Genomic DNA, 26042 nt, shown 5'->3' with positions numbered 1-26042 from the left:
AGAAATATAAATATGAAATATAATGCGGGAGAATACGATGTAGTAGTTGTTGGTGCTGGTCATGCTGGTTGTGAAGCAGCACTTGCAGCAGCTAGAATGGGATTAAAAACATTAATTTGTACTACTAATCTTGATTCTGTAGCTATGATGCCTTGTAATCCTAATATAGGAGGTACTGCGAAAGGACACTTGGTAAGAGAAATAGATGCATTAGGTGGAGAAATGGGGGTTAATATAGACAACACATTTATTCAATCAAGAATGCTAAATACCTCAAAGGGCCCTGCAGTTCATTCTTTAAGAGCGCAAGCAGATAAAAAGAAGTATCAAAATAGAATGAAGAATGTACTTGAGAATCAAGAAAATCTTAGTTTGAGACAATTAGAAGTAATAGAATTAGATGTGGAAGATGGAAAGGTTAAAGGTGTACTTACAAAGAACGGTGGATACTTCAGTTGTAAGGCCGTTATATTGACAACAGGTACATATCTTAGAGCAAGAATAATAATAGGCGATGTTACATATAATAGTGGACCAAATGGATTAGCAGCAGCTAATGAATTATCTCAATCATTAATTGATTTAGGAATATCATTAAGAAGATTTAAAACTGGTACTCCAGCGAGAATAAATAAAAGATCTGTTGATTTTTCAAAAATGGTAGAGCAACCAGGAGATGAAAAAATAGTTCCATTCTCCTTTATGAGTGGAGATATATCTAGAGAACAAGTTTCCTGTTGGTTAACTTATACAAGTGAAGAAACTCATAAAATAATACAAGAGAATATTGATAGGTCTCCAATGTATAATGGATTAATTGAAGGGGTGGGCCCAAGATATTGCCCATCAATAGAAGATAAGGTTATGAGGTTCCCAGATAGGGAAAGACATCAGTTATTTATAGAACCAGAGGGTGAGGATACTCAAGAAATGTATATTGGAGGAATGTCTTCATCACTTCCAGAAGATGTACAGTTACAAATGTTAAGAACTGTTCCTGGACTAGAAAATGTAGAAATAATGAGAACTGCATATGCAATAGAATATGATTCAATTGATCCGACTCAATTAAAGCCAACATTAGAATTTAAGGAATTTGATGGATTATACGGAGCTGGACAGTTAAATGGTAGTTCAGGTTATGAAGAAGCAGCTGCACAAGGAATAGTTGCTGGAATAAATGCGGCTTTGAAGATTCAAGATGAAGAATCTATGATACTAACTAGATCAGATGGATATATAGGTGTTCTTATCGATGATTTAGTTACTAAAGGTACAAATGAGCCATATAGAATGATGACATCAAGAGCTGAGTATAGATTATTATTAAGACAAGATAATGCTGATTTTAGATTAACTGAAATTGGATATAAGGTTGGTCTTGCGACAGAAGAAAGATATCAAAAGTTCCTAACAAGAAAAAATAATATAGAAAATGAAGTTAAGAGATTAAAGGAACTTCAAATAACAAATAAGAAAGAAACAAATGAATTCTTAGTTTCAATGGGATCAACAGAACTTAAAAAGCCTATAAGTTTTTATGAATTAATTAAAAGACCAGAATTAGATTATTTTAGCTTAGTAAGCTTAGATACGGATAGACCAGACTATGAAGATGATATAGGTGAACAAATAAATACAATTGCTAAATATGAAGGTTATATAGATAGCCAATTAGATCAAGTAAGACAGTTTAAAAAGTTCGAGAAAAAATTAATTCCTGATGATTTAGAATATAATGATGTAAAGGGATTAAGAACAGAGGCTATTCAAAAGTTATCTAATATTAGGCCTGTAAGCATAGGGCAAGCATCAAGAATATCTGGAGTGTCACCAGCTGATATATCTGTATTATTAATTTATTTAGAACATCAATATAAGAAATAAAATTCTTTGGAGGAACTATGGAATATTTTCAATTAATGAGAGACGCTTCTTTAGAAGTAGGAATGGAATTATCAGAGCATCAATATAATCAATTTATAAAGTACATGAAATTACTTCAAGAGTGGAATGAAAAGATAAACCTTACTGCAATAACAGAAGATGAAGAAGTAATAAAAAAACATTTTATAGATTGCATTAAAGCTTTTAAATCAGATGCAATTAAAAATGCTAAAACTATAATAGATGTTGGAACAGGAGCTGGCTTCCCAGGGTTACCTATAGCTATAATGAATCCTAATGTACAAGTAACATTATTAGATTCATTAAATAAAAGAATAAATTTTTTGAATACAGTAATTAGTAGTATAGGAGTAAAAAATGTAGTTACAATACATTCAAGGGCAGAAGACGGAGCAAGAAAGTCGGAGTTAAGAGAAAAGTTTGATGTCGCTACATCAAGAGCAGTAGCAAATATGGCAGTGTTATCAGAGTTTTGTATGCCATATGTAAAGTGTGGTGGATACTTTGTAGCGTTAAAAGGACCAGCAATAGAAGAAGAGCTTAAAGATGGTCAAAAAGCAATAACAGTTTTAGGTGGAGAGTTAAAAGAGATAATTGAGGTAAATATAGAAAAGTCTGATTTAAAGCATAATATTGTAGAAATTAAGAAGATAAGTAAATGTTCGAAAATATATCCTAGAAAAGCAGGAACAATAAATAAAAAACCTATAAAATAGAATTAAATTCTACAATATATCTAAATAAAAACAGTCGATTAATAAAAAAATATTAATATATATAAGTTCATTTGTAATTTGTTAAGTTATAATAAATTAATTTGTCTTATAATATTAGGTAATAAAAAGAAGGAAATTAGAGAAGAAAATAGAATTTTTAATTTATTGAATAAAATGGTACTTAGAATAATAGGGGATGGTTGGGTGCATATGAATAGAGAAATTACAAATATAAATGTAAATAAAATATTTCCAAATACTTATCAACCTAGAAGATTTTTTAACGAAGAAGCATTAGAAGAATTATCTCAATCTATAAAGGAGCATGGAATAATTCAACCTATTACTGTTAGGAGAAGAGGAGAAAACTTTGAATTAGTAGCAGGTGAAAGAAGATGGAGAGCTGCGAGAATGGCAGAATTAGAAAATGTACCTTGTAATATTATTGAAATAACTGATACACAATCTGCTGAAATAGCTTTGTTAGAGAATTTACAAAGAGAGGATTTAAATTTTATAGAAGAGGCTGAGGCATATTATAATCTTATAAATGATCATAAGTTTACTCAGGATGAATTAGCAAAAAGAATGGGTAAAAAGCAATCAACTATAGCAAATAAGTTAAGATTATTAAAACTTAGTTCAAGTGTTAGATCGGTTTGTATAGAAAATAAATTAACAGAGAGGCATGCAAGAGCATTACTATCATTACCAAATGAAGAATTACAATTAAAAGTTATAGAAAAAGTAATAAATAATTCTCTTAATGTTAAGGCCACGGAAGAAGCGGTTAATAAAGAGCTATTAAAATTAGCTGGAGAAGAGTTGAAGAATAAGGAAAAGAAAAGAGTTAAAAGTGTATTTCCAGCAAAATTATATGTAAATACTATAAAGCAAGTATTTGATAAGTTTAATATACCAGCTGAATATAAATTTAAAGATGATGAAGAATTTATACAAATAACAGTTTCTATACCTAAAAAATAATTTTAATAAGTATATTCTTACTTTAGTAAGAATATACTTATTTTTTTGTAGAAATTTAAGTTTGATTATTAATTTAATTAATTTTTATTCTGTTAATCTTTTAATATTAACAGAAAGTATATATAATATTAATATGAGAAGGGGGGTGAAGCTCTAAAATAGAGCTTTTATATGAAGAAGGTTTGTATATTTAATCAAAAAGGTGGAGTTGGAAAAACTACTACAAACATAAACTTATGCGCATATCTAGCTATGGAGGGTTATAAAGTATTAACAATAGACATAGATCCCCAAGGAAATACAACAAGTGGGTTAGGCTTAGATAAAAGGAATTTAGAATTATCAATGTATGATGTATTAACTTCAGATGCTTCATTAAGAGAGGTTATATTAAAAAGTGAATTAGTACAAAATTTATTTGTAGCTCCGTCAACAATGGAGTTAGCAGGTGCAGAAGTTGAAATGATAGGTAAGGAGAATAGGGAGACTATTTTAACAAATAAAATTAAAGAAGTAGAAGATGAATATGATTTTATTTTTATAGATTGTCCACCATCATTAGGAATACTAACAATTAATGCATTAACATCAGTTGAATCAGTATTAATACCAATCCAATGTGAATTTTATGCACTTGAAGGAGTAGGACAACTTATCAACACTATTCAACTAGTTAAAAAATCATTAAATCAGGACCTTGAAATAGAGGGCGTTGTAATGACTATGTACGATTATAGAACTAATTTAAGTAATGAAGTCCTTGAAGAAGTTAAGAATTTTTTTAATGAAAAGGTATATGAAACTAAAATATCAAGAAATATAAGATTAGCAGAGGCTCCTAGTTTCGGGCTACCAATAATGCTATATGATGAAAAATGCAAGGGTGCGGAATCTTATAAATCATTAACAAAAGAGTTTTTAAGTAGGCAGTAAGTAGGTGAGTAAATATGAATAAAAAATCAGCATTAGGAAAGGGATTAGGTGCATTAATTCCTAATGATAATGAAAGTAAAGAAAATAATAAACCATCAGTTATATCTATGAATTTAATTAGAAGTAATGAGGATCAGCCAAGAAAGGCTTTTGATGATGAAAAAATAGCAGAATTAGCTCAATCAATTAAAGAGCATGGAATAATACAACCTATAATTTTAAATAAAAAAAACAATAGTTATGTAATAGTTGCTGGTGAGAGAAGATGGAGAGCTGCAAAATTATTAGGATTAAAAGAAATACCAGCTATAATAATGGAGTTAACTGAAAAAGATATATTAGAGGTATCTCTAATAGAAAATATTCAAAGACAAGATTTAAATCCTATTGAAGAGGCTATAGCATACAAAAAATTACTAAGCGATTTTAATTTAACTCAGGAGGAGCTAAGTAAAAGAGTAGGAAAGTCTAGAGTAGCAATAAGTAATGTAATAAGACTTACTAACCTTTGTGAAACAGTAAAACAATATTTAATTGATGAAGTTATTACAGAAGGTCATGGAAGAGTTTTATTAGCAATAGAGGATCCAGAAGTTCAATGTGAAGTAGCTCAAAAAGTTATAGATGAAAAGCTATCTGTTAGGGAACTAGAAAGATTAGTAAGATATTTAGGATCTGAGAAAAAGGAAAAAGACAAGGAAAAAGCAAGAGAAATAAATCCATATTATAAGGATGTAACTGAAAAATTGCAAAATTATTTTGGAACTAAAGTGAGTATTAGTAACAAAAATGATAAGGGGAAAATAGAAATAGAATATTATTCAAATGAAGATTTACAAAGGATACTAGAAATAATTAATTTATGATGTTTCACGTGAAACATTATAAATGTGCAAATTATGTTTCACGTGAAACATTTTATGATATTTCTTTATAAGGTCTAGAGAGGAGTATTGAAAGTGGAAAATATATTTAAAGTAATAAATGAAAATTCACCATTTATTATTATTGGATTACTTATTATAATGTTACTACTTTTCATAATTGTAATTTATTTAATAAGATCTATAAATAAGCTTGAAAAGAAATATAGAAGAATGATGAGAGGGGTAAATAATAAAAATTTAGAAGAACTAATAGCTTCTAAATTAGACGAAATAGATAAAGCTATGGAGTTTTCAAACGAAGCCCTTAATAAATGTGAAGTAATAAAGGAAGAAATGAAAGGTTGCGTAAATAAAATAGCTATAATGAGATATAAGGCATTTCCTGATGTAGGAAGTGATTTGAGTTTTTCAATAGCAATACTAGACTCATATAATGATGGCGTTTTGATTACTGGAATTTATTCAAGACAAGATAGTACTACATATGCAAAACCAGTTGATAAGGGAATTTCGAGATATGAGTTATCTGAAGAAGAATCATATGTTTTGAATGAAGCAATTAATAAAAAATAAAAAATGAGAGTCTTATAGACTCTCATTTTTTTGTAAATAATTTAATTTAGAAGGTTTATTAATATATTCAAATTCTTTTGATACTTTCAATATAAAATGGTAGATACCCTTATATATGCAATCTGCTAAGCTCATTACCGTATATAAGCGTGTATTTTGTAAAACTATAAACTCAAAGTTCCCTCCAATATTTACGATTCCTGTGATGCTTAAATCTCCTATAGGGGGTAAATTTTTATTTAAGGCTAATCCAGGCTGAAGTGGTTTTTTATCAATAAAAACTTTCCCTATATTACTTATTTTTCCTAAACATGAATCTATAGCGATAATATAAGGATTATCAAAATTTAAATTAATTTTATTAATTATTTCATTAAGGTTCTTAGAGTGAATAGGACTTTCTAATGATCCATAAATATGAATTTTATTTTTTGAAACATTTTTTAATTTATATCCAATCAATGGACCAAGAGAATCACCTGTACATCGATCAGTTCCTATACAAATGAAAATTATATCTCTGTTTGAGTAAAGTATATCTTTTAAATTATTATATAAATAATCCCTAATCTCTATATAAGAGTTAGGCGATAATGAATCGATTGAAATTGGTTCATTCATATAAAAACCTCCTTTATTGAAATTATTAACAATAAAGGAGGTTTTTATTCAAGGCTATTTTGATTTTATTATCTTGTTTATGGAGTCTATAGTGTATTTAATATCTGATTTCTCATTAAAGTAACTAAGGCTTAATCTAACAGTACCTGATGGAAAACTTCCTATAGTTTTATGTGCAAGCGGAGCACAATGAAGACCAGACCTATTTTTTATACCAAAATCATTATCAAGAGCAAAAGATAATTCAGCAGTATCAATATTATTAATATTAAATGAAACACATGAGGTGTAATTGCTATTATTAATATCCTCGTAAAGAATGATATCATTGATGTTAGACATTTCGCTAACAAGATAATCTCTTAAAAATTTATTTTTATTATAAATTGCATTTATGCCTTCGGTTTTAATGAATTTAATACCTTCAACTAAGCCTACTATACCAGGCATATTAAGAGTACCGGATTCAAATTTATCTGGTAAAAAATCAGGTTGCTCTAGTGAGTGAGATAAGCTTCCAGTTCCTCCTAAAATGAAAGGATTGCATATGTTATTAAGACTATCATCTATTATAAAGCCACCAATTCCTTGAGGACCAAATAAGCTTTTATGTCCAGTAAAAGCTAGTGCACTTAAGTTAACATCTGTAAAATCTATGTCTAATACTCCAGCACCTTGAGCAGTATCTAATATAAAAAATATATTTCTACTTTTACATAAAGCTCCAATTTCTTTAATTGGTTGAATGCTACCAATTACATTAGATGCTTGACTAAGTACTACCATTTTAGTATTTGGTTTTATATTATTTTTAATATCTTCAACAGAGATAAAGCCAAATTTATCAGCAGTTACAATATCCAGTTCTATTATTCCTTTATTCTTCAAATTAACTAATGGCCTTAAAACAGAGTTATGTTCCATAGAAGATGTTATTACATGATCTCCAGTTGTAAGGGATCCATTTATTAATATATTTAATGAAGTAGTTATATTATTGGTGAATATTACATTTTCCATAGAATCAAACTTGAAAAAATCGGATATAACTTCCCTTGCCTCAAATAGAAGTCTATTAGTTTCTAGAGCATTATTATGGTTGGAGCGGCCAGGATTTCCTCCAATATTAGTTAGAAAATTGTATATAGAATCAACAACATTCTTAGGCTTGGGAAATGTTGTACTAGCATTGTCTAAATATATATTCATGATTAACTCCTTATAAATTATAGAAATTTAAATTTATAATAAAATTATAAGATACTTTATTATTATTTACAAAGTAATAAATTTATAAAATAATGGATTTTTGAATGGAATGATAAAATGAAAACTTAATTAAAATTTAATAGAAATTAAATTTATTGATGAGCAAAAGAATGTATACTTAAATATAGCAAATATTTTATATAGGATTAAGAATATATAAAATCATTAATATAGATTCTTAATTGAAACATATATATAATATAATTAAATATAAATAAACTTGAAGAGGGAGGACATTATGAAGTACTATATTATAGTTTTTAAAAATACACTTGATGCTATGAATGGAGAAAAAGTTTTAAAGGAAGAAAATATGATTTTTAAGATGATGCCGACTCCTACAGCAATTACACAAAGCTGTGGAATTTGCATTAGACTAGAAGAAAAAAAATACATAGATGAAATTATATCAAGGGATATTATAAGATATAAACATATATATGAGAAAGATCAAAATGAGTTTAAGGAAATAATTTAATAGTATTAGAGGTGAGTTATGCAAAATTTCATGACATTGATCAGTACTGGTATAGATGAGAATGGGAAAATTGTTTTTAATGTTGATTGGGAAGTTGCGTGGACAAATGCGGTAAGCACATTTGAGTTTGTATTGAATAAGGGAATAAGGTTTATATTACTTATAGTTGCTATGTATCTTGCTATAAAAATAGGAGATAAGTTAATTGATAAGTTTGTAAAAAATCAAATTAAAAGTAAATTAAGTTTTTCTATGAATAGGCAAAAAGCAATCACTGTAGGAGCTATACTTAAAAGTTCATTAAAATATGCAGTATATATATCAGGAGCTGCTATAATAATAGGAAGTACATTTAAGGTATCAGCAGCTGTTTTAAGTGCTGTTGGTTTTGTAGTCGGTATTGGAGCTCAAAGCTTAGTCAAAGATTTAATAAATGGTTTTTTCATACTTTTTGAAGATCAATATGGAGTAGGAGATTATGTAACCATAGGTAAGTATAGTGGTATAGTGGAAAATATTGGAATAAGATCCACGGTATTGAAGGATTTCAGCGGAGATGTACATGTTTTACCAAATGGAGCTGTATTAGAAGTAACTAATCATTCAAGAGCAAATATGAGGTTTATGGTCGATGTAGAAATTGCATATGAAGAAGATGTAGATAATGCAATTAAGTTAATTGAAAATACATGTAAAAAATTTAAAGAGAAAAATAAAGATGAAGTTAAGGAAGATATTGAGGTATCAGGTGTTATATCATTAAATGCATCAGGTGTTACGATAAGAGTAGTTGGGAAATCTAAGCCTCTATCTCAATGGAAGATGGAAAGAGAATTAAGAAAAGAAATAAAGAAGACATTAGATGAGGCAGGAGTAGAAATACCGTATCCAAAGACTCAAATAGTAAATAATAAATTTGTTTAATTTAAATGGTTGGAGGTTTAATTATGATAGAGACTTTTGATTTAGGTGATATAGTAGAAATGAAAAAGCAGCATCCATGTGGAAGTAAAGAATTTGAAGTTATAAGACTTGGAGCAGATATAAAAATTAAATGTACAGGTTGTGGAAGAATTATAATGCTACCAAGAAGCAAATTTCAAAAAGATGCCAAGAAAATCGTTAATTTATAGTAATTAAATTTAAAACTTGCAAAAGAAAATGAATAATGCTACAATATTTAATTGTAATCCCTGCTGTGTAAAGCACAGCCAATGTCCGAGGGGAGGAGGTGAAAATGATGAGAAAGTACGAAACTATATTCATACTACACCCATCATTAGATGAAGAAGCTTGTAAAGCTAACATCGAAAAGTTTAAGGGTGTAATAGAAAACGGTGGAGGAACTATAGAAAATGTTGACGTTTGGGGTAGAAGAAAGCTTGCTTACGAAATCGCAAAAGTTAACGAAGGTTTCTATACATTAATCAACTTTAATGCTGATTCAGAGCTACCTAAAGAGTTAGACAGAATATTCAGAATTACTGATGGAGTTTTAAGACACATCATAGTTAAACAAGAAGCGTAAGAGGTGATATTGTCATGAATAAGGTAATACTTATTGGAAGGCTAACAAAAGATCCAGAGCTTAATTTTGCAGCTGGAAGTGGTACTGCAGTAACAAGATTTTCTTTAGCAGTAACAAGACCTTTTAAAAAAGATGAAACTGATTTTATCAATTGTATAGCTTTTGGTAAAACTGGTGAAACAATAGCACAATATCTTACAAAGGGCAGACAACTAGCTGTTACTGGAAGTATCAGAACTGGAAGTTATGATGCTAAAGATGGAACTAAGAGATATACAACTGATATAGTTGTAGATTCATTTGAGTTTATCGGATCAGGTAACAATGGTGGTGCTGGAAGAGACCAAGGTTCATATAACAATGGATATGGTTCTTCTAATATGGGTTCTGATTATTCAAATTCATCAAATAATTTTGGTGGAATGAATTTTGAGGAAGACATGACTCCTGTAGATGATGGAGATATGCCTTTCTAATAGTCTAATAAAAAGGAGGGAATTAGCATGAAAGACATGAAGAGATCTGGAAAAATGAGAAGATCTAAGAGAAAAGTATGTGCTTTTTGTGTAGAAAAGGCTGAAGCAATAGATTATAAAGATATTACTAAGCTAAGAAAGTTCGTAACAGAAAGAGGTAAGATATTACCAAGAAGAATTTCTGGAACTTGCGCTAAGCACCAAAGAGAATTAACAACTGCTATAAAGAGATCAAGAAACATAGCATTATTACCATTCACAACTGAGTAGTATAATCAACCCCTGACATATCAGGGGTTTTTTATTATATTAATACAATTAATATTTTACAAATATTGTAAAAGACTTCATAATTTGTTGCAATAAAAGTAAATTATAATTAAAATATATATACAAGGGTATTAGTATAGGGGTGAGCAGGGTGAAGAGAGATGATTTAAATATAATGGCTAATATAAAAATGATAGAAAAATTAAAGGCAAATTTATTATGTATAATAGGTGAATTCTATCATTTACTTACTAAAGGAAGTAATGTAGCTCAAGATGCAATTTTAAATTGTATATCAGGTGCTATACTCGTATTATATGTATTGGCTCAAAAATTAGGATATTCATGTCAAGATGTAGATGATGACATGAAAAAGAAATTGCAAGTTGGTATAGCAGAAGGACATGAGTATGAAAAGGATGGAAGAAGTTTAAGCAAACTTCAATTACATTTAAAGGAGCACCATTAATCTTATGATATGGAATGATTTAATAAAAAAAAGGCTTAAAAGTATTAGGCCTATAATTACGCCACTTATTTTTGTAGGAGCATGTGTGGGATTTTATTATATAAAAAGTACTCTTTTAGGATCTATATTGTTAATTTTATTTATTATATTTAGTTTAAGCGAATATATGATAAAAGGTAAATATGATGATAATATAGAAAGAATTAAGGAAAATATAAATAAAGATATAAATAGTAACATATTAAATTTAATATTTCCATTAGCTTTAATAAAAGAATCTGGAGAAATTTTTTGGAGTAATAAGGAGTTCCAAAAATTTGTTCCAGATGAAGATCCTATAGGATTAAATGTAGTTAGTATTGCTAGGGGATTAAATTTATCTAGACTATTAACCTGTGATAGAGATTTGCATCAAAAAATAAAGATATTGGATTCTTTATATAAGGTATATGCAACTAAAATAGAAAAATATGATTTAGATGAAGATTTATATATAGTTTATTTTAATGATATAAGTAATTTGAAAAATATAGATAATACTAAAGAGAGTATAATGCTTATAGAAGTAGATAATCTAACAGAAGCTTTAGAAACTACATTAGATAGTGATAGACCAATGTTAGTTGCTGAAATTGAAAAAACAATAAATTTATATGCCCAAAAACTTAAGGCAATGATAACAAAATATGACTCTAATAAATATGTTCTTTCAGTACAAGATAAGTATATAGATGAAGAGGTAAATAATAAATTTTCTATATTAGAAGATATATCAAAAATAGATCGAGGTAATAAATTTGAAGTTACTTTAAGTATTGGTATCGGAAGAGGTGGAACTTGTCCTCTAGAAAATAATACATTTGCTGTTACGGCAAAAGAATTAGCATTAGGTAGAGGCGGGGACCAAGTAGTTCTGAAGAATAATGAGAAAATAAAGTTCTTTGGTGGAAATACTAGAGAAATAGAAAAGAGAACTAGAGTAAGAGCAAGAGTTATTTCTCATGCATTAAAGGAATTAATATATGAGAGTAGTAATGTTTTTATTATAGGTCATAAAAATCCTGATATGGATTGTTTTGGATCATCTGTAGGGATATCATCCGTAGTAAAACAATTAGGAAAGCCGTGTAACATCATATTAGGAGCTGAAACTACAGCTATTGATTATTTTTTATCTAAACTAAAAAATGATTCTAAATATGATAATTTATTTATTTCTACAGAAGAAGCTTATGAACAAATTAATGAAAAAACTTTGTTAATTATAGTAGATGTTCATAATAAGGGGTATATATTAGATACAAGTATTGTTGAAAAGGCACAAAGAAAAATAATTATAGATCACCATAGAAGAAGCCCCGATATAGTTGAGGGCGCAATTTTAAACTATATAGAAGTATATGCTTCATCTACATCTGAAATGGTTACAGAAGTTATTCAATATATGGTTCAGAAGCCTAATTTAACTAGATTAGAAGCGGAAGGTTTACTTGCAGGAATATTTATGGATACAAAAGGCTTTTCTTTTAAAGCAGGTGTTAGAACCTTTGATGCCGCATCATTTTTAAGAGGGCTTGGAGCAGATACAATTGAAGTTAAAAAGATGTTTATGGATGATCTTGAAGATTATTTGGTTATTGCAGATACAATAAGATCTGCAGAAGTTAAAAATGGTTTAGCTATTGCAGTTGCTCCTAAAAGATTAAAAAAAGGATTTATGGCAGCTAGAGCTGCTGATGAACTATTAAATATATCTGGGATAAATGTATGCTTTGTATTAGCAGAAATAAACGGAGATATAACCATTAGTGGTAGATCAATAGGGGAAATAAATGTTCAAGTAATACTTGAAGCAATAGGTGGTGGTGGCCATATGAATATGGCTGGAGCTCAATTAAATAATACATCAATAGAAAGTGCTATAAAAATACTAAAACGATCAATAGAAAAACATTTAAAGGTGGGTGAATAACATGAAAGTAATTTTATTACAAGATGTTAAAAAAGTAGGGAAAAAAGGAGATATCGTTGATATATCAGATGGATATGCAAGAAACTTTTTATTTCCAAGAAAGTTAGCAGAAGAGGCAAATAACAATAATATGCATATCTTAAATGCTAAAAAGGAAAATGAAAGAAAGAAAAAATTAGCAGAAATTGAAGCCGCACAAAAATTAGCTTCTGAATTAAAAGGCAAGGAAATAAAAATTGAAGCTAAGAGTGGAAACGGTGGAAGATTATTTGGAGCTATAACAAGTAAAGATGTAGCTGAATTAATAAATAAGCAATTTAAATTATCAGTAGATAAGAAAAAAATAGTTATGGATACAATAAAGGTTGCTGGTAGTTACGATATAGAAATAAAGCTATATCCAGAAGTTTCAACTAAGATGAAAGTAATAATCACGCCGCAATCATAAGGAGGACTAAGTTTGAAGACTTATGACGAAACAAATATAGAAAGTATATTAGATAGTGAATTATCTTTAGATGCACAAGTCAATGTTATAAATCAAATATTAAATAATGTATTAGATGAGGGTGCAGTAAGAGCAAGAATTGTAAGGTTTAAGCTTCAAAAGTATGCAAACTCTACTAATATATGTGAAAGAGTATATGCATTAAATGTAATTGCCTCTGATGGAAAAGGTATAAAATCTGTACCAGGTGAAGAGGAATTAAGAGGTGTATTAGAAGATACAATTTATTATATATCAGAAAATATAGCTAGAAAGTATGTCCAAAATAAGGTGGAAACACAAGTTGAAAAAGCACTTCAAGAAAGACAAGATAAGTTTATTGATGAACTTAAATTATCTATAATAAAAAAGCAAAAAGGGCCTGAAAGTGCAAAGACTACTAAAAAGCTAGAAAGATTAGAAGAGTTAGATTCAAAAAAGATTAATAAAAACGTAATGAGTCTTTTAAGACCTGAAAATTTTGATGAAGTAGTAGGTCAGGAGAGAGCAATAAAGTCACTTATATCTAAAATGGCATCTCCATATCCTCAGCATATAATTTTATATGGACCACCTGGGGTTGGTAAAACTTCAGCAGCAAGATTAGCTTTAGAAGAAGCTAAAAAACTAAAGTCTACTCCATTTGATGATGATTCTAAATTTGTTGAAGTTGATGGAACTACATTAAGATGGGATCCAAGAGAAATAACAAATCCATTATTAGGATCAGTTCATGACCCTATTTATCAAGGTAGTAAGAAGGATTTAGCTGAGATAGGTGTCCCAGAACCTAAGACTGGATTAGTAACTGAAGCTCATGGAGGAGTTCTATTTATAGATGAAATTGGTGAATTAGATGAAATCCTTCAAAATAAGTTATTAAAAGTATTAGAAGATAAAAGAGTTGAGTACTCATCATCTTATTATGATCCAGATGATGAAAATACACCTGAATATATAAAATATCTTTTTGAAAAGGGTGCACCAGCAGACTTTGTTTTAATTGGTGCAACTACAAGAGAGCCAGGAAAAATAAATCCAGCATTAAGATCTAGATGTACAGAGGTTTATTTTGAACCATTATCATCTAGTGATATTAAGGGAATAATAGACAATGCAGCTAAAAAGTTAGATGTTCAATTAGAAGATGGAATTGCTGACCTTATAAGTAGATATACAATAGAAGGTAGAAAGGCTGTTAATATATTAGCAGATGCTTATGGCTATTCATTATATCACTCAAAGGATAAAGCAGACAATATAATTACACTTAAGGATGTAGAAGAGGTTATTTCTATAGGTAGATATGTACCTTATGAAATATTCGAGGATATAGATAAATCTGAAATAGGCCATACATATGGATTAGGAGTAAGCGGATTTTTAGGTTCAACATTAGAAATAGAAACAGTAGTGTTTGAATCTAAAAAGCCAGGAATGGGAACTGTAAAATTTAATGATACAGCCGGTTCAATGGCAAAGGATTCTGTATTTAATGCTGCATCAGTAATAAGAAGAATTACTGACAAAGATATAAAGGATTATGATATACATGTAAATGTAGTTGGTGGAGGAAAAATTGACGGACCATCAGCAGGAGCAGCAATTACTATTTCAATAATAAGTGCTTTATTAGAAAAGCCTATAAGACAAGATATCGCTATAACAGGTGAAATATCATTAAGAGGAAATATTAAGCCTGTTGGTGGAATATTTGAGAAAATATATGGTGCTAGAAGAAAAGGAATAAAGCTTGTTGTTATTCCTAAAGCTAACGAAAAGGAAATACCATTAGATTTAAAGGATATAGAAGTTAAAGCCATAAGTCATATAGAAGAATTAATGGAAATAGTCTTTGAAAAATAAATTATTAATTAAGCTTCCAAAAGGAAGCTTAATTTTATTTTATATAATATGAAAATTTGATATAATATATTATTATGAAAAGGAAGGAGGTTACATATGGAAGCACCAATAATGAGGAGTTTACCTCAAAGTTTAGAAGCAGAACAGTCTGTAATTGGATCCATGATAATAGATAAAAGTGCTATTGCTAAGTCTTTAGAAAAATTAAATGATGAAGACTTTTATAGAGATGGGCACAAGGTTATATTTAAGGCTATTAGAGAAATGTTCTCACAAGATATGGCTGTTGACCTTGTAACCTTATTAGAATATTTAAAATCAACAGATAATCTAGATAAGGCTGGTGGAGTTACTTATATATCAGAAATAAGTTCATCAGTAATTACTACTGCTAATTTAGAAGCCTATATAAAAATAGTAGAAGATAAATCGTTATTAAGAAAATTAATAAAGTCATCTACAGCTATTATAGAAGAAAGCTATAATAAACAGGATAAAGTTGATGATGTATTAGATTTAGCTCAAAAAAAGATTTTTGATTTAGCAGAAAAACAAGGCTCAAACGATTATGAACCACTTTCTACAGTTTTAGAAAGAGGATTTATAGAGATTGAAAGATTATTTAATAATAAAGGATCAATAACAGGTGTTGGTTCAGGAATAAGAGATTTAGATGCTAAAACATCTGGATTTCAAAAAGGAGATATGGTTCTTATTGCAGCTAGACCATCTATGGGAAAAACTACATTTTCACTAAATATAGCAGAAAATGCAGCATTAAGAGAAGGAAAGAGTGTAGTTATATTTTCACTAGAAATGCCTAAGGAGCAATTAGCTTATAAATTGCTTTGCTCTGAAGCTAATGTTGATATGTTAAAGCTTAGAACTGGTAATTTAGATGATGATGATTGGGAAAGAATAGCTAGAGCTACTGGTCCTCTATCAAAAGCTAAAATTTATATAGATGATACAGCGGGACTAAGCGTAATGGAAATGAGGTCTAAGTGTAGAAAGATAAAAATGGAGCATGGAATAGATATGATTCTTATAGATTACTTACAGCTAATGAGTGGTAGTTCAGGAAGTGAAAGTAGACAACAAGAAGTTTCAGAAATATCTAGATCTATCAAAGCTCTTGCAAAAGAGATGGAGTGTCCTATAATTGCGTTATCTCAGTTATCACGTGCTCCAGAACAAAGAGCTGATCATAGACCTATGCTTTCGGATTTAAGAGAGTCAGGATCAATAGAGCAGGATGCTGACGTTGTTATGTTCTTATATAGGGATGAGTATTATAACAAGGAAACAGAAGAAAAGAACATAGGTGAATGTATTATAGCAAAACAAAGAAATGGCCCAGTAGGAACTGTAAAAATGGCTTGGATAGGTTCACAAAGTAAATTTGCTAACTTAGAGCTGGTTTATAAGGAATAAAAACAAAGCTATGCATAAGCATAGCTTTGTTTTTAAATTTAATTTCGAGTTTTTGGAATTTTAAAGTAAATTAAATTAGCACAAGCAATATTTTCAGTCTTGTCTATATTTACATTTTTTAAATAAAATGACCTTTTGAAATTTACTTTATCATTATATTTATTTTTTAAGGAGAGATTTAAAATAAGAAAGTTATTTACATACTTTATTAAAATTTCTTCCTTAGTTAAACCTCGAAGTAAAATATAAATATCATAGAACTTGTCTCTATTTACTATCTTAATAATAGGCTTTATATTTTCTTTTGAAGGACTAAACTCTAATAAATTATCTATTTTATTTTCTATATCTGTGAGCAATAAATTATTTTTCATAACTAATCCCTCCTTATTGATAGTTTGTGACTTAAAGATAAAGCTATCCTATGAGTATAATGGGGAAACTTATAAATAATAATTAATTAAGAAAATTATTTACAATGAATTAAAAAGAAGGTGAAAGTAATGAATGAAAAGATAGGATTTATAGGCTGTGGAAATATGGGAAAAGCAATGCTTAATGGACTTATAAATTCAAATTATACAAGTGTTGACAATATTATAGTATCAATGAGAAGTGAAGAATCAAAAAATAATATAATGAATGAATTTAATGTAAAATGTACATTAAACAATATAGAAGTAGCAAGATTTTCTGATGTACTATTTTTAGCTGTAAAGCCCAACATGTATAAAAGTATTATAAATGAAATAAGGGATTATTTAAAAAAGGACACTATTATAATATCTATAGCTGCTGGAATAAATTTATCTGATATAGAAGAGTGGTTAGATAAAAATTATAAAATTGTAAGAACTATGCCAAATACACCAGCTTTAGTTGGTGAAGGCATGTCAGCTATTTGTCCTAATTTAAATGTAAATAATGAAGAACTACTTCTTGTGTGCGATATTTTTAAAAATTTTGGTAAATACGAAATATTAGAAGAAAAATATTTTGATGCTTTTATTGCATTATGTGGTTCATCACCAGCTTATGTATTTATGTTTATAGAAGCTATGGCAGATGCTGCTGTAAAACTTGGGATACCAAGAAATAAGGCATATAAAATGGCAGAGCAAAGCATATTAGGATCAGCAAAATTGGCTTTGGAAACTGGCAAACATCCAGCAGAATTAAAGGATATGGTTTGCTCTCCAGGAGGAACAACTATAGAAGCTGTAATTGAATTAGAAAGTAATGGATTCAGAAATGCAGTAATAAAATCAATGGAAAAGTGCGCAGAAAAGTCTAAGAATATGTAATAAGAAGGAGCTACAGCAGAATTTTGTATTTTTAATTGTGCGATAGCTCCTTAGTATTTTTAAGTATAAAAATATTAAAATTATATCGTAAGTAATATAATATTATATTCTAGCAACACCACTTTTAATTGCAGCTTTTTTAACTGCTTCAGCAACTGCTTTTTGAACATTTAAATCAAATGCTTTAGGCAATATAAAGTCAAAGTCAAGATTATTTTTACCTACAGAATTAGCAATAGCATATGCAGCTGAAATTTTCATTTCTTCATTAATGTCTGAGGCTCTTACATCCAAAGCTCCTCTAAAGATTCCAGGAAAGGCTAATACGTTATTAACTTGATTTGGAAAGTCGGATCTTCCAGTACCTATTATTTTTACGCCAGCTTCCTTTGCATCATCTGGGAATATTTCAGGAACAGGATTTGCCATAGCAAAAACTATTGAGTTTGAATTCATACTTCTAGCCATTTCTTTTGTAACTAAGTTAGGAGCAGAGACTCCTATAAATACATCAGCACCAATTAAAGCATCTTTTAAGCTACCGCTTATGTTATCTTTGTTAGTAATTATAGATAATTCCTTCATTGAATCATTTAAATTTTGAGTATGAGAGTTAATTATTCCTGACTTATCACATACTATTATATTTTTTGCGCCAAAGGAAATTAATAATTTACATATAGCAGTTCCTGCAGAGCCAGCACCATTTATAACAATTTTTATATTGTTAATATCTTTATTAACTAATTTTAGTGCATTTATTAATCCTGCTAATACGACTATAGCTGTGCCATGTTGATCATCATGAAAAACAGGTATATTTAATCTTTCCTTAAGTTTATTTTCTATTTCAAAACATCTAGGGGCAGATATATCTTCTAAATTTATTCCTCCTAGGCTTGGAGATATTCTAACAATTGTTTCAACTATTTCATCAACATCTTTAGTATCCAAAACTAATGGAAAGGCATCCACGTTTCCAAATTCCTTAAATAATATAGATTTACCCTCCATAACTGGAAGAGATGCTAATGGGCCTATATCACCTAATCCAAGTACAGCAGTCCCATCTGAAATCACAGCAACAGTATTCCATTTTCTTGTATAGATATAAGCATTATCTGGATCATTATGAATTTGCCTACATGGTTCAGCTACTCCTGGAGTATATGCTAAACTTAAATCATTTTCATTAGATATTTTACATCTGGATGTTACTTCTATTTTACCTTTTAGTTTTTCGTGATATTTTAAAGCTTCTTCATAAATATTCATATCAATACTCCCTCATATAGAATAAATAAATTAATTTAATTAAAAATATAAATAAGTACTATTATATTATACGAATTATAATTATTTAATGCAAAAAAATATTCGCAAATAAGTTGAAAGTTTATTTTTACTTTGTTAATATGGTACTTGGAGATTAATATTGATTAATTTTATTAATAAGGGACTTGCAGTCCTTTAGCAAGGAGGCAATGTAAATGTCAGCATTTGTTGTTCTAGGAGCTCAATGGGGAGATGAAGGAAAGGGGAAGATGACTGATTATCTTGCAGAAGAAGCACAGGTAATAGTTAGATTCCAAGGAGGAAATAACGCTGGTCATACAGTTGAAGTTGGAGATAAGCAATATAAACTTCATTTAATCCCATCAGGAATATTATATGATAATAAATTGAATATTATAGGAAATGGTGTTGTTGTAGATCCTAAAGCTTTATTTACAGAAATAGATTATCTAGAAGGTGAGGGTGTTAAAGTTACACCAGAAAAGCTTGTAGTTAGTGATAGAGCACACATTATTATGCCATACCATAAGATTTTAGATAGCTTGAAAGAAAAGGCCAGAGGGAAAAATGATATAGGTACAACGGGAAAAGGAATAGGACCTTGTTATACAGATAAGTTTGAGAGATCTGGAATAAGAGTATGCGATCTTATAAATGAAAAGATATTTAAAGAAAAGTTAAGGGAAAATATAGATTTTAAAAATCAATATATAGTAAAGGTATTAGGTGGAGAAGCATTAAACTACGATGAAATTCTTTCTGAATACTTAGAACTTGCAGAAAGATTAAAGCCATATGTACAAGATACTTCAGTAAGACTATATGATGAAATAAAACAAGATAAAACAGTTTTATTTGAAGGTGCTCAAGGAATGCTTTTAGATATAGATTATGGAACATATCCATATGTAACATCTTCAAATACTACAGCTTGTGGTGTAGCAAGTGGATCTGGAATTGGACCAACTATGGTTACTAATGCAGTAGGTATTGCAAAAGCATACACAACAAGAGTTGGTAAAGGACCATTCCCGACTGAGCTAGATAATGAAATTGGTGAATGGATAAGAGAAAAGGGACATGAATATGGAGTAACTACAGGAAGATCAAGAAGATGTGGATGGCTAGATGCTGTTATATTAAAAACAACAGTAAGAGTATCAGGATTGACATCATTATGTGTAACTAAGATAGATACTTTAGCTGGTTTAGAGAAACTTAAAATTTGTGTAGGATATAAGTTTAATGAAAAAGTTATAGATTACTTCCCTGCAAGTTTAGAGGATCTAGCAAAGTGCGAGCCTATATATGAAGAGTTCGATGGTTGGGGAGAAGAGGTAGCAAATGCTAGAAGCTACGATGAGTTACCTGAAAACGCTAAAAAATATTTAACAAGAATTGAAGAACTTACAGATACAAAAATATCAATAATAGGTGTGGGTCCAAGAAGAGATCAAACAATAAGAGTAACAAAAGAGTTATAAAATAAATAAATAGGAGGCTATAGCAAAAAATATTTTGATATTAGCCGATAAGAATGGAATTTCTAATTGGAATTTTCCTTTTTGCAGATATATAAATAATATATAAAAATTTCTATTTAAATAAAAAAACGTCTTTAAGCAAGTAAAATCAATGGTTTAAAAGGGGGTCGCGAAACGCGACCCCTTTTATAAAAATAAGAGATTAACTTTTTTAAGGCAATAAAGCTTAATTGAAATTGAATAAATTTTATACTAAATAGATTTTTGAGATTGGTCTTAATTATAAATAATTATAAGAATAAATATATATTATAAATATATATTATAAATATATATTATAAAATTATACAAAAAATGTGTATTTAATAAATCTAGTAAATAAATTGTGATAAAATTAATATATATAAATATAATTTAATTTAGGAGGTGAGATTATGGAAGAGAAGAAAGTTTATTTATCAATTTCAGAAATGTTATCTAGGGCATTTAATTTATGCAAAAATAGTGCACTAGAAATTTTAAAGGTTATTGGAATATTTATAGTTCCTACAATTGTAGTTTTAGTTGGAATAATAGTAGGGATAGTTCTTTCAAGTTTAATAAATATTTCGTATTCATACTCATATTCATATTCTTATTTTGATGAAGCAATACCGCTTATAGGAATAGGAACAATCTTACTTATAATTTTAGTGGCATTAGTATCGTCATTATTAATGTTATATGCAAGTGGTATTATAACTAAGGTGTTAGATGATGCTAACAAAGGAAATGAGGTAAGTTGGAGAGCTGCCAATAAATATGTTTGGCAAAGGAAATGGAGCATTTTAGGATTAAATGTTTTAGTTTGGCTAATGTTATTCGCATTTGCAGTAGTAATAATTTTATTAACTATATTATTAGCTGTACTAACTGTTGGAATTGGATTAATAATATTAATTCCTTTAATAATTGCGATAGCTGTTGTTATGGCGCCGTTGGCATATTTATTTAATTCAATGCTAATAGTGAGGGATTTAACTATCACTGAGGCAATAGGAGAAACATTTATGCTATTTAAGAAAGGATATTTTTGGTCAACTATAGGAAAGTTAGCAGCTATATCTGGGATAACAATTGGTATTGGATTAGTTTTAGCTATAATTCAAATAATACCTTTAGTAGGAATAATAATAGCTGTAATAGGACAATATGCAATTCAAGCATATACAATATCTTATCTAAATATATTAGCATTAGATAGAAGTAATACAGTAGAAAGTTTTATAGATCCTATAATGTAAATTAAAAAAAGGTTTATTTAACTAGATTATATTTAGTTAAATAAACCTTTTGTTAATAGTCATTATGAAATTTATACATAATAATACAAATAAGACTAATACTATAAAAAGAAAATATAGTAGAGGTGAGAAGATGATAAATAGGAATATGACTGTATTAGAAGCTATACAAGAAAATCATCAAGTTGAACAAATATTTTTAAGCTTTGGAATAGGATGTGGAATTTTTAGCAATAATATTGGAAGTACAATAGAAGACATATGTATAAAAAGAGGAATAGATGTAGAGAAATTACTTAATGAATTAAATTATAATAGATTTTACTAAGAGGAAGTAGAAGTACTTTTATCATAGTTTTTCTAAAATATATAAAAAGTGCTATAATTATAGTATTATTTCAGCTCTGTAGAAATACAGAGTTTTGATATTTAGATTAGGAGGATATTATGGGGAAAAGTTATAGTAAAGAATACGAATTACATTATTACGATGTAGATAGTAACTTAAGGTGTACAATGTCAACTATTATAAATATTTTATCTGATATAGGTACAAAACAATCAGAAGAGCTGGGATCAGGTATGGAAGCTTTATTAAAAGATAATATGACATGGGTATTTTATAACTATCATGTAAAAGTATTTAGACATCCAATGTATGGAGAAAAGCTATCAGTGAAAACTGAGGCTGTAGGATTTAAGAAATTTTATGCTTTAAGAAATTATGAAATTAAAGATAGCAGTGGGAATGTGGTTGTATCTGCTAATGCCATATTTTTATTAGTCAATCTAGAAAAAAGAAGAATGATGAGAATACCTCAAGAGCAGTATGAAATTTATGGTGTAGATGGCGATATGAAAGAGGAATTTAAGCTTCCTAGATTAGAAAAGATTAATGAACATAAGTATGAAAGAAACTTCAAGATAAGATATACAGATATAGATTTTAATAAGCATGTAAATAATACTAAATACATCGATTGGGCTATTGAAACATTACCAGAAGATATCGTAAATAGTTATGTTTTAAATGAAGTAAAAGTAACATTTGAAAAAGAATGCACTTACGGTGAAGAGGTAAAAGTATTTACAGATGTTAGATTAGAAGAGGGAGATGAAATAGTTACTATTCATAAAATAGAAACTGTTGATGGAAAGGAATTGACAAGATTAATTTGTCGTTGGAATAAGTGCTAAATTATAAAAAAGGAGTAATGAATGATAATTTATTACTCCTTTTTTTGTATTAAGAATTTGCTATATTTTTTGAAACAAAATGACCTGAACTCCAAGCCCATTGAAGATTAAAGCCGCCACAATCGCCATCTACATCGAGTATTTCACCACAAAAATATAAATTTTCAACTAATTTAGATTCAAGTGTTTTTGGGTTAACTTCTTTAGTGTTTATTCCGCCAATGGTAACTTGAGCTTGGTTAAATCCATTAGTATCAATGCATTTAAATTTCCAATGCTTTAGTAGAGTGATAAGTCTTTTTTTCTCATCCCATTGTAAGTCATAACAAGGTTTATGTAAATCTTCTATTTTAGCTTCCTTTAATAGTATTGGAATTAATTTTTTATGTACAATTCCAATTAAAGAGCTTATAACAGGTCTATGAGAAAACATTGCAAAATGGCTTTCCATAAAATCCTCTATTTCTGATAGAGATTGATTAGGCATCATGTCTACAACAACCTCAACATTTTTTTTCTTTAATAAGGCTTTAGATGCATGACCTGAAATTTGAAGAATTGGAGGTCCTGATATTCCGTAGTCGGTAAAGAGGATTTCACCAAATTCTTTTCTTATTGGTTCACCATTAACTAATAATATTGCATATCCATCAAATTTAACTCCTGAAATAGATTTTAAATAAGTATAATTCAATTTTAATTGAACTATTCCAGGAATGGTTTCAACTATTGAATGTCCAAATGATTTTGCTAAGTTATAAGCAGAACCATCAGATCCAGTTTTTACTGCTGATTTTCCTCCACAAGCTAAAATTAACTTGTTACATGTGAATAACTTATTTTCTTCGTTACTTGTGGATAATTTAAAGACATTTTTCTTGTGGATATCTTTTACTTTACAATCTGTGTATAAAGGAATACCTCTATCTTCTAAGGCTAATTTTAATATATCCACAACTGAAGATGCCTGAAGAGATTTGGGATACATCTTACCATTTTTTAATTCCACAATGGGAAGTCCTAATGATAGAAAAAAGTTTTCGGTGTCATCTACACCGAAGTTTGATAAAACATTTGTGAAAAATCCTGGATTTTCACTATGGTAAGATAGAAAAGGGAATGAAATTGTTCTATTAGAAATGTTACAACGACCATTTCCTGTAGTTAATATTTTTTTACCTATTCTATCAGTACCTTCAACTATGGCAACATCTAATCCGAAATCTTTAGCGGTAATAGCTGCAGATAAGCCAGAAGCACCACCGCCAACTATAATTAAATCATGATGAATCATAATAAATCTCCTTAATAAATTAATAATTTTAATTTTATCATATTATAATTTTTTTGGTTAATATAATAATATTCTATATATGTAAAAATCTTTATTTGCTTTTAATTTTAGATATAAATCCTAGTGTGTAATTTAACAAATATGAATTAATACAAATTATAATATAAATTCTTTAAATCTGTAATCTTTAAAAAATATATAATATAAATTTATGAATATGGAATAATAAATAATGAATGAGGTGAGGTTATGATAGTTAAAGTAGTTAATCAAGATAATGAAGATTACAATAAAGAATTCAAGTTAAGAAGAATGAACTATGATCAATGTGTAGTAAACTATCCTAATTCTAAGGGGATTAATATATTCTTAAATAAAGATTTGAAGTTTATTCCGGAATCAGATGTAGATGATTTTTTAATAAATAACAAAGATTTTCTAAAAATAAAATTAAATAGGGGAATATCTGTGCAATTTTATAAAATATTATTTGATAGTTTTAAGGATCAATTTGAAGAAATTGTAGAGGAAATAAATTTATTAAAAGATAAGTATTCTGTAAATAAAAGAGGGATATGGGAAAAGGAAATAATTTGTGTAATAAATGATAAGATTCCTGTAAAGATAATTGCTAGTGGACAAAACTTTAGGAAAAATAATTATAAAATAAATATAGAAGAAATAAATAGAGAAGAATTTTTAGAAGTTTGTAATTTTGAAATGAATAAAATAAAAAAAGAAATAAAAGAAAATCAATCACATTTATTAAGATATGAAAGAGCTATAAACGTAGTAAAATTCGGCGATAATAGCACTAAATTATTGACTTAAATACACGTATAAATAAAGTAAATAAAAAATAAAAAAAAAAGTTATTAAAAAGTGTTGACACTATATTAAAATTTATGTATTATAGTTAATGTGCTCGCCGACAGAACAGCTCGGTTGAGAAAAACAAAAAGAACATGGCTCCTTGGTCAAGCGGTCAAGACACCACCCTTTCACGGTGGTAACAGGGGTTCGATTCCCCTAGGAGTCACCATTATGGAAGCATAGCTCAGCTGGGAGAGCATCTGCCTTACAAGCAGAGGGTCACAGGTTCGATCCCTGTTGTTTCCACCATAAAATTTGGCTCAGTAGCTCAGTTGGTTAGAGTGCCGGCCTGTCACGCCGGAGGTCGAGGGTTCGAGCCCCTTCTGAGTCGCCACTTTAAAGTGCGATAAAAAAATTATTTGGCTCCTTGGTCAAGCGGTTAAGACACCACCCTTTCACGGTGGTAACAGGGGTTCGATTCCCCTAGGAGTCACCAT

General features: G+C 28.9%; 28 protein-coding genes and 4 tRNA genes. 27 read left to right on the top strand and 5 right to left on the bottom strand.

Translation table 11 applies throughout. The features are described 5' to 3' along the window. Window positions 1–12: 12 nt before the first annotated feature. From mnmG to I2A75_RS15835, 6 genes are all read left to right on the top strand, one after another. Entirely contained in the window at window positions 13–1887 is a 1875-nt protein-coding gene (gene mnmG, locus I2A75_RS15860; RefSeq protein WP_195266370.1) for a tRNA uridine-5-carboxymethylaminomethyl(34) synthesis enzyme MnmG, read from the top strand. 17 nt (window positions 1888–1904) lie between these two features. After that, window positions 1905–2624: a 16S rRNA (guanine(527)-N(7))-methyltransferase RsmG gene (gene rsmG / locus I2A75_RS15855; RefSeq protein ID WP_195266368.1), complete on the top strand. Its 720-nt coding sequence runs from the start codon at window positions 1905–1907 to the stop codon at window positions 2622–2624. Between the two features lie 210 nt (window positions 2625–2834). Then, window positions 2835–3611, top strand: a complete 777-nt coding sequence (gene noc, locus I2A75_RS15850; protein WP_195266393.1) for a nucleoid occlusion protein — start codon at window positions 2835–2837, stop codon at window positions 3609–3611. Window positions 3612–3782: 171 nt separating this feature from the next. Beyond that, complete coding sequence (locus I2A75_RS15845) at window positions 3783–4544, top strand: AAA family ATPase (RefSeq protein WP_195266366.1); 762 nt, start codon at window positions 3783–3785, stop codon at window positions 4542–4544. Window positions 4545–4558: 14 nt separating this feature from the next. Continuing rightward, on the top strand, window positions 4559–5410 hold the full coding sequence (locus tag I2A75_RS15840) for a ParB/RepB/Spo0J family partition protein (protein ID WP_195266364.1): 852 nt from the start codon (window positions 4559–4561) through the stop codon (window positions 5408–5410). 93 nt (window positions 5411–5503) lie between these two features. Beyond that, window positions 5504–6004, top strand: coding sequence for a DUF4446 family protein (locus I2A75_RS15835; protein WP_195266363.1), 501 nt, complete (start codon window positions 5504–5506; stop codon window positions 6002–6004). Window positions 6005–6016: 12 nt separating this feature from the next. Here I2A75_RS15835 and yyaC read toward each other — a convergent pair whose 3' ends face one another. Next, window positions 6017–6625: a spore protease YyaC gene (gene yyaC, locus I2A75_RS15830; protein WP_195266361.1), complete on the bottom strand. Its 609-nt coding sequence runs from the start codon at window positions 6623–6625 to the stop codon at window positions 6017–6019. Between the two features lie 54 nt (window positions 6626–6679). Beyond that, the gene (locus I2A75_RS15825) at window positions 6680–7834 is read right to left on the bottom strand and encodes an aminotransferase class V-fold PLP-dependent enzyme (RefSeq protein ID WP_195266358.1); all 1155 of its coding nucleotides are present in this window, start codon (window positions 7832–7834) and stop codon (window positions 6680–6682) included. Between the two features lie 298 nt (window positions 7835–8132). Here I2A75_RS15825 and I2A75_RS15820 point away from each other — a divergent pair, with 298 nt between their 5' ends. The 11 genes from I2A75_RS15820 to I2A75_RS15770 all read left to right on the top strand — a co-directional run bounded on the left by I2A75_RS15820 (window position 8133) and on the right by I2A75_RS15770 (window position 16874). Continuing rightward, the gene (locus tag I2A75_RS15820; RefSeq protein ID WP_195266356.1) at window positions 8133–8372 is read left to right on the top strand and encodes a DUF3343 domain-containing protein; all 240 of its coding nucleotides are present in this window, start codon (window positions 8133–8135) and stop codon (window positions 8370–8372) included. A gap of 18 nt (window positions 8373–8390) precedes the next feature. Then, window positions 8391–9296 (top strand): mechanosensitive ion channel family protein, encoded by a 906-nt coding sequence (locus I2A75_RS15815; protein WP_195266354.1) that lies wholly within the window; start codon window positions 8391–8393, stop codon window positions 9294–9296. Window positions 9297–9319: 23 nt separating this feature from the next. Continuing rightward, window positions 9320–9505, top strand: coding sequence for a DUF951 domain-containing protein (locus tag I2A75_RS15810; protein WP_008676147.1), 186 nt, complete (start codon window positions 9320–9322; stop codon window positions 9503–9505). Window positions 9506–9612: 107 nt separating this feature from the next. Then, window positions 9613–9900, top strand: a complete 288-nt coding sequence (rpsF, locus tag I2A75_RS15805) for a 30S ribosomal protein S6 (protein ID WP_035284774.1) — start codon at window positions 9613–9615, stop codon at window positions 9898–9900. Between the two features lie 14 nt (window positions 9901–9914). After that, the gene (locus I2A75_RS15800) at window positions 9915–10376 is read left to right on the top strand and encodes a single-stranded DNA-binding protein (RefSeq protein WP_195266352.1); all 462 of its coding nucleotides are present in this window, start codon (window positions 9915–9917) and stop codon (window positions 10374–10376) included. A 27-nt stretch (window positions 10377–10403) separates the two neighbouring features. Continuing rightward, window positions 10404–10646, top strand: coding sequence for a 30S ribosomal protein S18 (gene rpsR / locus I2A75_RS15795; RefSeq protein WP_008676141.1), 243 nt, complete (start codon window positions 10404–10406; stop codon window positions 10644–10646). Window positions 10647–10797: 151 nt separating this feature from the next. Next, a complete protein-coding gene (locus I2A75_RS15790; protein ID WP_008676140.1) occupies window positions 10798–11115 on the top strand; it encodes a MazG-like family protein in 318 nt (105 codons plus the stop codon). A 4-nt stretch (window positions 11116–11119) separates the two neighbouring features. After that, window positions 11120–13087 carry a DHH family phosphoesterase gene (locus I2A75_RS15785; RefSeq protein ID WP_195266350.1) on the top strand — a complete coding sequence of 656 codons (1968 nt, stop codon included), beginning with the start codon at window positions 11120–11122 and terminating at the stop codon, window positions 13085–13087. A gap of 1 nt (window position 13088) precedes the next feature. After that, window positions 13089–13535 (top strand): 50S ribosomal protein L9, encoded by a 447-nt coding sequence (gene rplI, locus I2A75_RS15780; RefSeq protein WP_195266348.1) that lies wholly within the window; start codon window positions 13089–13091, stop codon window positions 13533–13535. A 12-nt stretch (window positions 13536–13547) separates the two neighbouring features. Then, a complete protein-coding gene (gene lonC / locus I2A75_RS15775; RefSeq protein ID WP_195266346.1) occupies window positions 13548–15440 on the top strand; it encodes a Lon family ATP-dependent protease in 1893 nt (630 codons plus the stop codon). Between the two features lie 96 nt (window positions 15441–15536). Further along, window positions 15537–16874, top strand: coding sequence for a replicative DNA helicase (locus tag I2A75_RS15770; RefSeq protein ID WP_195266344.1), 1338 nt, complete (start codon window positions 15537–15539; stop codon window positions 16872–16874). Between the two features lie 38 nt (window positions 16875–16912). On the opposite strand, the gene I2A75_RS15765 is transcribed toward I2A75_RS15770, so the two are convergent. Continuing rightward, on the bottom strand, window positions 16913–17248 hold the full coding sequence (locus I2A75_RS15765; protein ID WP_195266342.1) for a hypothetical protein: 336 nt from the start codon (window positions 17246–17248) through the stop codon (window positions 16913–16915). A 129-nt stretch (window positions 17249–17377) separates the two neighbouring features. Here I2A75_RS15765 and proC point away from each other — a divergent pair, with 129 nt between their 5' ends. Further along, the gene (proC, locus tag I2A75_RS15760) at window positions 17378–18178 is read left to right on the top strand and encodes a pyrroline-5-carboxylate reductase (RefSeq protein WP_195266340.1); all 801 of its coding nucleotides are present in this window, start codon (window positions 17378–17380) and stop codon (window positions 18176–18178) included. Between the two features lie 102 nt (window positions 18179–18280). Here the strand turns inward: proC and I2A75_RS15755 are convergent, their stop codons facing one another. After that, a complete protein-coding gene (locus I2A75_RS15755) occupies window positions 18281–19453 on the bottom strand; it encodes a malic enzyme-like NAD(P)-binding protein (protein ID WP_195266337.1) in 1173 nt (390 codons plus the stop codon). A 215-nt stretch (window positions 19454–19668) separates the two neighbouring features. Between I2A75_RS15755 and I2A75_RS15750 the strand changes: the two genes are divergently transcribed. The 4 genes from I2A75_RS15750 to I2A75_RS15735 all read left to right on the top strand — a co-directional run bounded on the left by I2A75_RS15750 (window position 19669) and on the right by I2A75_RS15735 (window position 23438). Further along, complete coding sequence (locus I2A75_RS15750) at window positions 19669–20958, top strand: adenylosuccinate synthase (protein ID WP_195266335.1); 1290 nt, start codon at window positions 19669–19671, stop codon at window positions 20956–20958. A 434-nt stretch (window positions 20959–21392) separates the two neighbouring features. Then, window positions 21393–22241 carry a hypothetical protein gene (locus I2A75_RS15745; RefSeq protein WP_195266333.1) on the top strand — a complete coding sequence of 283 codons (849 nt, stop codon included), beginning with the start codon at window positions 21393–21395 and terminating at the stop codon, window positions 22239–22241. Between the two features lie 133 nt (window positions 22242–22374). Then, window positions 22375–22569 carry a hypothetical protein gene (locus tag I2A75_RS15740; protein WP_195266331.1) on the top strand — a complete coding sequence of 65 codons (195 nt, stop codon included), beginning with the start codon at window positions 22375–22377 and terminating at the stop codon, window positions 22567–22569. 119 nt (window positions 22570–22688) lie between these two features. Further along, complete coding sequence (locus I2A75_RS15735; protein WP_195266329.1) at window positions 22689–23438, top strand: acyl-ACP thioesterase domain-containing protein; 750 nt, start codon at window positions 22689–22691, stop codon at window positions 23436–23438. 49 nt (window positions 23439–23487) lie between these two features. Here I2A75_RS15735 and I2A75_RS15730 read toward each other — a convergent pair whose 3' ends face one another. Further along, complete coding sequence (locus I2A75_RS15730; RefSeq protein ID WP_195266327.1) at window positions 23488–24732, bottom strand: NAD(P)/FAD-dependent oxidoreductase; 1245 nt, start codon at window positions 24730–24732, stop codon at window positions 23488–23490. 249 nt (window positions 24733–24981) lie between these two features. Between I2A75_RS15730 and I2A75_RS15725 the strand changes: the two genes are divergently transcribed. From I2A75_RS15725 to I2A75_RS15705, 5 genes are all read left to right on the top strand, one after another. Further along, the gene (locus I2A75_RS15725; RefSeq protein WP_195266325.1) at window positions 24982–25563 is read left to right on the top strand and encodes a hypothetical protein; all 582 of its coding nucleotides are present in this window, start codon (window positions 24982–24984) and stop codon (window positions 25561–25563) included. Window positions 25564–25699: 136 nt separating this feature from the next. After that, window positions 25700–25774: transfer RNA gene (locus tag I2A75_RS15720), tRNA-Glu, on the top strand. A gap of 4 nt (window positions 25775–25778) precedes the next feature. After that, window positions 25779–25854: transfer RNA gene (locus I2A75_RS15715), tRNA-Val, on the top strand. Window positions 25855–25862: 8 nt separating this feature from the next. Next, window positions 25863–25939: transfer RNA gene (locus I2A75_RS15710), tRNA-Asp, on the top strand. Window positions 25940–25966: 27 nt separating this feature from the next. Continuing rightward, window positions 25967–26041 (top strand) — tRNA-Glu (locus tag I2A75_RS15705). Window position 26042: the final 1 nt, after the last annotated feature.

This window comes from Clostridium sp. 1001275B_160808_H3, from assembly GCF_015550425.1.
Classification (GTDB): Bacteria; Bacillota; Clostridia; order Clostridiales; family Clostridiaceae; genus Clostridium.
This window is presented reverse-complemented; position numbering and strand designations above follow the sequence as displayed.

What these genes read in the sequence shown, in the direction of transcription:
- I2A75_RS15810 (WP_008676147.1), top strand. Translation starts at nt 9,320, where the DNA reads ATGATAGAGACTTTTGATTTAGGTGATATAGTAGAAATGAAAAAGCAG.
- I2A75_RS15840 (WP_195266364.1), top strand. Translation starts at nt 4,559, where the DNA reads ATGAATAAAAAATCAGCATTAGGAAAGGGATTAGGTGCATTAATTCCT.
- I2A75_RS15765 (WP_195266342.1), bottom strand. Translation starts at nt 17,248, where the DNA reads ATGAAAAATAATTTATTGCTCACAGATATAGAAAATAAAATAGATAAT.
- I2A75_RS15750 (WP_195266335.1), top strand. Translation starts at nt 19,669, where the DNA reads ATGTCAGCATTTGTTGTTCTAGGAGCTCAATGGGGAGATGAAGGAAAG.
- I2A75_RS15800 (WP_195266352.1), top strand. Translation starts at nt 9,915, where the DNA reads ATGAATAAGGTAATACTTATTGGAAGGCTAACAAAAGATCCAGAGCTT.
- rsmG (WP_195266368.1), top strand. Translation starts at nt 1,905, where the DNA reads ATGGAATATTTTCAATTAATGAGAGACGCTTCTTTAGAAGTAGGAATG.
- rpsR (WP_008676141.1), top strand. Translation starts at nt 10,404, where the DNA reads ATGAAAGACATGAAGAGATCTGGAAAAATGAGAAGATCTAAGAGAAAA.
- I2A75_RS15730 (WP_195266327.1), bottom strand. Translation starts at nt 24,732, where the DNA reads ATGATTCATCATGATTTAATTATAGTTGGCGGTGGTGCTTCTGGCTTA.
- I2A75_RS15770 (WP_195266344.1), top strand. Translation starts at nt 15,537, where the DNA reads ATGGAAGCACCAATAATGAGGAGTTTACCTCAAAGTTTAGAAGCAGAA.
- mnmG (WP_195266370.1), top strand. Translation starts at nt 13, where the DNA reads ATGAAATATAATGCGGGAGAATACGATGTAGTAGTTGTTGGTGCTGGT.
- rpsF (WP_035284774.1), top strand. Translation starts at nt 9,613, where the DNA reads ATGAGAAAGTACGAAACTATATTCATACTACACCCATCATTAGATGAA.
- I2A75_RS15820 (WP_195266356.1), top strand. Translation starts at nt 8,133, where the DNA reads ATGAAGTACTATATTATAGTTTTTAAAAATACACTTGATGCTATGAAT.
- I2A75_RS15735 (WP_195266329.1), top strand. Translation starts at nt 22,689, where the DNA reads ATGGGGAAAAGTTATAGTAAAGAATACGAATTACATTATTACGATGTA.
- I2A75_RS15745 (WP_195266333.1), top strand. Translation starts at nt 21,393, where the DNA reads ATGGAAGAGAAGAAAGTTTATTTATCAATTTCAGAAATGTTATCTAGG.
- rplI (WP_195266348.1), top strand. Translation starts at nt 13,089, where the DNA reads ATGAAAGTAATTTTATTACAAGATGTTAAAAAAGTAGGGAAAAAAGGA.
- yyaC (WP_195266361.1), bottom strand. Translation starts at nt 6,625, where the DNA reads ATGAATGAACCAATTTCAATCGATTCATTATCGCCTAACTCTTATATA.
- I2A75_RS15740 (WP_195266331.1), top strand. Translation starts at nt 22,375, where the DNA reads ATGATAAATAGGAATATGACTGTATTAGAAGCTATACAAGAAAATCAT.
- I2A75_RS15815 (WP_195266354.1), top strand. Translation starts at nt 8,391, where the DNA reads ATGCAAAATTTCATGACATTGATCAGTACTGGTATAGATGAGAATGGG.
- noc (WP_195266393.1), top strand. Translation starts at nt 2,835, where the DNA reads ATGAATAGAGAAATTACAAATATAAATGTAAATAAAATATTTCCAAAT.
- I2A75_RS15755 (WP_195266337.1), bottom strand. Translation starts at nt 19,453, where the DNA reads ATGAATATTTATGAAGAAGCTTTAAAATATCACGAAAAACTAAAAGGT.
- I2A75_RS15825 (WP_195266358.1), bottom strand. Translation starts at nt 7,834, where the DNA reads ATGAATATATATTTAGACAATGCTAGTACAACATTTCCCAAGCCTAAG.
- proC (WP_195266340.1), top strand. Translation starts at nt 17,378, where the DNA reads ATGAATGAAAAGATAGGATTTATAGGCTGTGGAAATATGGGAAAAGCA.
- I2A75_RS15845 (WP_195266366.1), top strand. Translation starts at nt 3,783, where the DNA reads ATGAAGAAGGTTTGTATATTTAATCAAAAAGGTGGAGTTGGAAAAACT.
- I2A75_RS15725 (WP_195266325.1), top strand. Translation starts at nt 24,982, where the DNA reads ATGATAGTTAAAGTAGTTAATCAAGATAATGAAGATTACAATAAAGAA.
- I2A75_RS15785 (WP_195266350.1), top strand. Translation starts at nt 11,120, where the DNA reads ATGATATGGAATGATTTAATAAAAAAAAGGCTTAAAAGTATTAGGCCT.